Origin of the sequence: Photorhabdus antumapuensis (genome assembly GCF_020387775.1) — a bacterium.
Taxonomy (GTDB): Bacteria; Pseudomonadota; Gammaproteobacteria; order Enterobacterales; family Enterobacteriaceae; genus Photorhabdus; species Photorhabdus antumapuensis.
In genome coordinates this window covers 624-1,307 of the sequence record NZ_JAHZMK010000101.1, presented here as the reverse complement: position 1 = coordinate 1,307, position 684 = coordinate 624, and the positions used below count along the sequence as shown (strand labels likewise).

General features: G+C 47.4%; 2 protein-coding genes. Both read right to left on the bottom strand.

The window, feature by feature from the left end; translation table 11 throughout:
• Positions 1-71: 71 nt before the first annotated feature.
• On the bottom strand, positions 72-488 hold the full coding sequence (locus tag KZ793_RS22430; RefSeq protein WP_225817282.1) for a hypothetical protein: 417 nt from the start codon (positions 486-488) through the stop codon (positions 72-74).
• Positions 485-684 (bottom strand): GPW/gp25 family protein (locus KZ793_RS22425; protein ID WP_225817281.1); only part of this gene is annotated, 200 nt, incomplete at its 5' end. The genes KZ793_RS22425 and KZ793_RS22430, both read right to left, overlap by 4 nt.

Genomic DNA, 684 nt, shown 5'->3' with positions numbered 1-684 from the left:
GTTATTTGAATATATTCCTGATAGTTTTTCAGGAGATCGTTGTTATTTAAAAATAAGGTTGAAGAGGTTATTTATCCGGCACTGACAGTATATTGACTGGCAATAAGACGGCCTTTTCCCATACTCGGCGTTGTCACATCTGGACCTGTTGATGGATTATTAGCGGGTTGGGTCGGGGTAAAACGGGCAGTAAATTGTTGCCCGACCATGATCACCGTGGCGGGAGTGCGGCAATAGTTTACTTGCTGGCTGGCATCTAATTGAGCAATGGTGACTATTCCCATGCCGGGTACGGGATGGCTAGGGGTAATATATTGTGCTTGAAGCTGTACTTTTTTTTCATCACCCGCAATAACGATTTTTTTGCCCTGGATTTTGGCGTGTCCGCTGCCCCGAATGGTCGCCGGCCCCAGGATGGTAACTTGCCGGTTGCCAAATAACGGTTCGAATAGCAGGTTGTCGCCATCAACCACCAGTTGTTTACTCATAGGCTCACCCGTACTTGCCCTTCGTTAACCTCAAGGACGCCTTCAATCTGCTGGTTGATGTCGCTGCCTCTCAACGCATAGCTAACCTGAACGTGCAGGGTATTGGGCAAGTTTGTTCTCTGGTTTATTTGAATCTCGGTAATTTCGGCGCGTGGTTCATAGCGCAATACCCGTTCTTCAATGCGGGTTTGAATTT

Bases quoted from the DNA above. Each gene is read 5' to 3' on its own strand.
- KZ793_RS22430 (WP_225817282.1), bottom strand. From the start codon at position 488: ATGAGTAAACAACTGGTGGTTGATGGCGACAACCTGCTATTCGAACCG.